This is a genomic window from Arhodomonas sp. KWT2 (genome assembly GCF_041949875.1).
In the GTDB taxonomy this organism is placed as follows: domain Bacteria; phylum Pseudomonadota; class Gammaproteobacteria; order Nitrococcales; family Nitrococcaceae; genus Arhodomonas; species Arhodomonas aquaeolei.
On the sequence record NZ_JBHFPQ010000005.1, the window covers coordinates 1 to 5,261 of the forward strand.

General features: G+C 56.0%; 4 protein-coding genes and 1 pseudogene. 1 reads left to right on the forward strand and 4 read right to left on the reverse strand.

Annotated features, from left to right (window positions below; genetic code table 11):
- Positions 1 to 145 (forward strand): annotated as a pseudogene (locus ACEZHJ_RS00050) (IS481 family transposase); the annotation flags it as partial.
- 70 nt (positions 146 to 215) lie between these two features.
- On the opposite strand, the gene ACEZHJ_RS00055 reads toward ACEZHJ_RS00050, so the two are convergent.
- The 4 genes from ACEZHJ_RS00055 to ACEZHJ_RS00070 all read right to left on the reverse strand — a co-directional run bounded on the left by ACEZHJ_RS00055 (position 216) and on the right by ACEZHJ_RS00070 (position 5,231).
- Entirely contained in the window at positions 216 to 1,127 is a 912-nt protein-coding gene (locus ACEZHJ_RS00055; RefSeq protein ID WP_163142252.1) for a glycosyltransferase family 2 protein, read from the reverse strand.
- A gap of 46 nt (positions 1,128 to 1,173) precedes the next feature.
- Positions 1,174 to 3,201, reverse strand: a complete 2,028-nt coding sequence (locus ACEZHJ_RS00060) for a hypothetical protein (protein ID WP_163142249.1) — start codon at positions 3,199 to 3,201, stop codon at positions 1,174 to 1,176.
- A gap of 73 nt (positions 3,202 to 3,274) precedes the next feature.
- Positions 3,275 to 3,673, reverse strand: a complete 399-nt coding sequence (locus ACEZHJ_RS00065) for a pilin (protein WP_163142246.1) — start codon at positions 3,671 to 3,673, stop codon at positions 3,275 to 3,277.
- A gap of 380 nt (positions 3,674 to 4,053) precedes the next feature.
- Positions 4,054 to 5,231, reverse strand: a protein-coding gene (locus ACEZHJ_RS00070) for an IS3 family transposase (RefSeq protein WP_259201383.1) whose coding sequence is annotated in 2 segments (ribosomal slippage) — positions 4,054 to 4,964 and positions 4,964 to 5,231 — 1,179 coding nt in all. Because the reading frame shifts where the segments join, the coding sequence is not laid out codon by codon here.
- Positions 5,232 to 5,261: the final 30 nt, after the last annotated feature.

The following is a 5,261-nucleotide window of genomic DNA, read 5'->3' on the forward strand; positions in this document are numbered from 1 at the left end:
GCGCTACTGCCACCTGTACAATCACCACATACCGCAGAAAGCGCTGCACCAGCGAACGCCGATACAGGCGCTGAAGGAATGGCAACAAAGCCACCCGCAACTATTCATTCGGCAGGTGCGCAATCATCCGGGACCTGACAACTAGGCGTTCCATACCCCCCATCAGCGGCGGCAGGTTTCGGGTGACCAATAGGACCCGTCGATTTAGGCTGATTTTAGTGGTCATTGTCCACAGTGTGGATGCTGTTTTGGTCGGTGTCCTTGTACATCAGCTGCGTGATCTGTTCGGAGACTAAGCCAATGAGGAACGCTAGGACGGCGGTCGTTAAGAGTAGCGCCGACATGTTGGTGAAACGCCCCTGGCTGATATATGTAAATGCATAATACGCAAGACCTAGTAAAAACATTCCGCCGCTCGCCGGAGCAAATATCTTTAAGGGTGAATAAAGCGTTGCGACCTTAAAGATAATCAGAAGAAACCGTAGCCCGTCCCGGATGGGGCGGATGTGGCTGCGGCCGCTCCGTTGCCGTGCGGTTATCGGAACATACTCTACGGTATAGCCGGCCCTGAAAAACGCCATGGTAATTGTTGTAGGATATGAAAATCCGTTAGGTAATAAGTAAAGGAACTTGCGGAACGGCGCCGCGCGGACCGCGCGGAAGCCGGAGGTTAGGTCGGGTATTGCATGACCTGTCATATAGGTGGCGAGACGATTGTATAAAGCATTAGCCATGCCGCGGCCTATGTTCGCCTGGGATGCGCTGCGTCTTGCTCCTATCACCATGTCCATGCCGTCACGTTCCATGATGTCGAGAAGAACTTGTATGTCTGCGGGGTCGTGCTGACCGTCAGCATCCATAAAAACGAATATTTCACCCTCGGCATGACGTGCGCCTAGTTTTACCGCGGCGCCGTTGCCCATGCTGTATGGACGTGATAGCACGCGCGCACCAGCATTTGCTGCTATAGAACCGGTTTCGTCACTTGAGCCGTCGTCCACCACCAGGATTTCATGCGCGGAAAGATGCGTCTGGATGGCATGTATTACTGAAGCGACCGAATCTGCTTCGTTCTTTGCTGGCAATATAACCGAAACGCGGTTCTGGGGGGCGGGTGTCTTGGTCATTATGCCCGTCCTGATTGTTCCATAAGTTTGATTTGGGGTTCCTTTGTCATTTGGGCAACCCAGCCGGTAGAAGTATTTCTTTGGTTTTTCCTGTGCGGTTCTGAGGTTTGGCGTGTGAATCGCCGGGCGGCACCGGGAACTCAGACTGTTTGGCTGTATCCCAGTCCAATATATGCGACATGAGAGTGCGGATATGTAGTTCCCCAAACCGGGTGGGGCGGTCGTTTTTGAACCTCTCCGACGCGAGGGCTTTTGCCAATTCAGGGAATCCCGCCATGCGGAGACCAGACTCCTGTTTTTCCCTCATTCGGGGGTCATAGACTAGCTTGTTCGCTTGCTTGAAAGCATTGTAGGCCTCGTGGCCGATCCCTTTGCTAGCAAGAATGTAACCTGCCAGCGTCCATAAATATTTTTTCTGCCATATCCCGAATTTGGGATTGTCGAGTAGCGCTCTAATTATGTAGTAACTCTGTTCGACACTTAATCCCTCGCACTCACCGCTTGCCGCCTGCCGAATAAGTGGTTCAAGGTATTGGTTGAGACCGTTGAACTCCGGGGTATGTTTGGCCATTGTTATTAATGCTTTTACACGGTCTGGGTCAAGCGGTGACCTTGGGCAGTTAAGGCGAAGGGTAAGTAGCCTAGGCGCCAGAAGGGAGGGGGCGTTTTTTTGCCACTCTGTCAACGCGTATCGAAGTGTCATGACATTGTTGTAGCGGTTTGCAACAAATGATAAGCGAAGCCAGGCAGATGACGACTTTGGTGCTTCAATAGTCCAAACAGTTGCTGCAAGTTGCGGCTTGCCCCACAAACTTGCGCGTAAGTGTGCCTGTGCCGCGTTGGCGGCAAAAAGAGTGGCAAATAAGGCAAATGCGAGTTTTTTCTTGTGGTTGTATAGAATGTTTATGCCTCTAAGGCCGGCGATGATAAGACCTATAGAAGGTAGGTAATTTCGGTGCTCATAGTAGAGGTCGAGGGAGAGCCCGGAAGATTCTATAAGGTGGCCTGCAAAGAAAAACAGAAAACCAAGTGCTATCAATGGGAATCGTTTGCGCACGTAAAGCGCGATAATGACTAAAGCTGCAATTGTGGCCCAGCCGATTGCGGAAATTATGATATTTTCGGTGCTGGGGGGTATTGGTATAAAGCTGTCGTAAAATAATCCAGAGGTTGAGTTTTGGGGGATGAGGATTTTATACATGTAGTTCAGCAGGACCTCTCCTTGAAGAAGGACTCGTCCGAATCCTGCCGTCCATGTCGCGCCAGATTTCGCGGTGCTTATGGCCAAGTAAAAAAGTATAATGGCCATTGGCGCGATGCCGTACGAAAAAACGACTAGGCGCCTAATTAAGGGGTTTTTCGTGGATGTGTCGCTTGATGAAAGAACCGTGGCTTCTAGGATAACGATGAGTATGGGCGCGATGGCCGCATTTTCTTTCGCATAAAACCCGATGAGTGCAGCAAGTGGGCAGGCGACCAGAAAGGCAATGCCTCTCTTTGGGCGGTTGTTTTCAATAGCGTGACGGCCGGAAATATAGAGCGAAAGCGACGCGAGTGTAAAAAGAGCGGAAAGTTGCGTCATGCGCTGGATGACATAAAAGACGGTCGATATTTGTAGCGGTAAAATCAACCAAAGAGAGCACGCCAGTAGGGGGAGAAGGTTGTTTTGGAGTTCATTGTCTTGGGCGGCTTTTTGTCGCACGCTTTTTATGCAGAGACGTGTAAATTGAAAGACAGCAACTCCAGTGAGAAGGTGGAGCATCAGGTTGGTCCAAAGGAAGGAGGTGGCGTCGCCGGGCCAGCCGTACTGATTAATCAGAAACGTAAGTAGGGATACAGGGCGGCCGGTAGGGCCGGAGATGTTGCCCGTTAGAAAAGACATTATTTCATGGTACGAGTCCACTAGCCCATGGGCTCTACCTAAAGGTTCCAGATTCGAGAAGTCGTCAAAAAGGAAACTTCCGGATAGCCCCGCTTTTAATATATAAAAAGAAAATATAAGAGAAACGGGTAGTGCTAACGCGGAAAAGAATTCAGATATGGGTTGCGGCGTGCGGGGATGAGTGATGGACATTGCCTTTCCGGAAAAGAAGATGGGGCCAATTTGATTGGCCCCATCATATCACCCTTCGGTTGAGCGTCGTCGTTTACTGGCAGCTGCTCGGGGCGTACTCGACCGATCCGGAGGAGTTGCACTCCCACGTCACGGAGCCGGAATTCAGTGTGGGGTCCATGCTGATCGTGAGACTTGACAGCTGGCCGGAGCCTGTAACGGAAATAGAACCGCCGTTCCAGGTTACGCCACTCACAAGGTCCGTGCTTACGCTAGAAAAGTTAACGCTACCCGCGTTCGGGAGGTAGCCGTTGACCACGGCAAACTCGGAAACTGCGGTCTTGACGGGCGCAGCGACCGAGATCAGCTCACTGGCCTGAGCGCGCCGGGTGTAGTCCTGATACGCCGGGATGGCGATGGCGGCGAGGATGCCGATGATCGCAACAACGATCATCAGCTCGATGAGCGTGAAGCCCTGCTGTGTCTTCTTCATGGGTGAACTCCATTTGCGTTCAACAGTACTGAAGTTGTCCGGGTGGCCGTGTGTGCCCAACCGGGTTGCCCCGGTCCACGCCCTGGTCCTGCCCTCCAGTCACTCAATGACTTAGCAGGTTCCGTGCCACCACTCCGGTGCGCGCCCGACGGTTCTGAAATCCGTTCCTTAAGAGCCGCGCGTGCGGGCGCGATGCCCTGGACACGGCTGCAGTATGGGCAGCCTGCGCATCCGTGTGCAATTGCCGCATTTTGTCATGTCTGACATGGAGAGTGTGACGTGGAGCGGCACTTTGTTGGGGGGGGCGGGGTGGTTCCTCGGGTGTGGGGGCTTTAGGCGGGGGCGGTTTGCTGTACGGGTCCTCTCCGTAAGTGTGGTGGTCAAGTAATTTCGGACACCGCGATGGGTGGTTCGGCTGCCATTTGTCGTTCGTAGACGTTGGGAGGCAGATAGCCCAGCGTCGAGTGGATTCTGACCGCGTTGTAGAAGCTGACGATATAGTCAGCGATGTCGCGCCGGGCCTCGCCGTGGTTGGCGTAGCGGCGCTGCCAGACGCGCTCCATTTTCAGGTTCAGGAAGAAGCGCTCGACCACGGCGTTATCCCAGCAGTTGCCACGGCGGCTCATGCTCGCGCGGATGCGGTGATCGGCCAGCCGTTGCTGCCAAGCGTCGCTCGTATACTGGCAGCCCTGATCCGAGTGCAGCAGTAGCCCCGGCGCCGGCTGGCGCTGGGCGAGCGCCATGCGCAGGGCGTCACAGACCAGATTGGCCGGCATCTGGCGATCCACGGCCCAGCCGACGACCTTGCGCGAGTACAGGTCCAGAATCACCGCCAGATAGCTCCACCCGGTGGCCGTCGGGATGTAGGTGATGTCGGAGGCCCAGGCCTGATCCGGCCCGCTGGGGTCGAACTGGCGGTCCAGGTGGTTGTCGGCAACGGTCACATGCTGGTCACGCTGCGTGGTGACCACGAAGCGCCGTCGCCACACCGGGCGCAGGCCACGCTCGCGCATCAGCGTGCGCGCGCGGTGGCGGCCCACGGCGACACCGTCGGCCTGCAGGGCCTTGGCCAGGCGTCGGCTGCCGTAGGTGCGCCCCGAAGCCGCGAACGCGCGCTCGAGATGCGCCCCGGCCGCGCAGCGCGCACGGGGGCGCTGCGCGCGCCTGTGGGCCGCGTAATAGCCCGAGCGGCTCACGCCGAGAAGGTGACACAGGCGCCGGGTGTCGCCTTCTCCGCGCAGGTGCGTGATGCAGCGGTGCATCACTTCAACTCCCGGGCGAAGAAGGCCGATGCTTTTTTTAGGAGCTCCTTGTCCTCCTTGAGCTGGCGGTTCTCCTGCTCGAGTTGGCGGATCCGCTGCTGCTCCGCGGTCAGTGGCTGGCCTTCGCCCGGCCTACCACCGCGTTCGGCCTTGAGTTGATCGACCCAGCGGCGTACCGCCGTCTCACCGAGATCCTGGTCCCGGCAGACATCAACCACCCTCAGCCCGTCGTCCACCACCAGCCGGGCAATCCGCTGCTTGTATTCCGCCGTGAACTTGCGCCGTTCGCGCGCCATGGCTGTTCTCCTCGTCTTGGGCAAGATCAT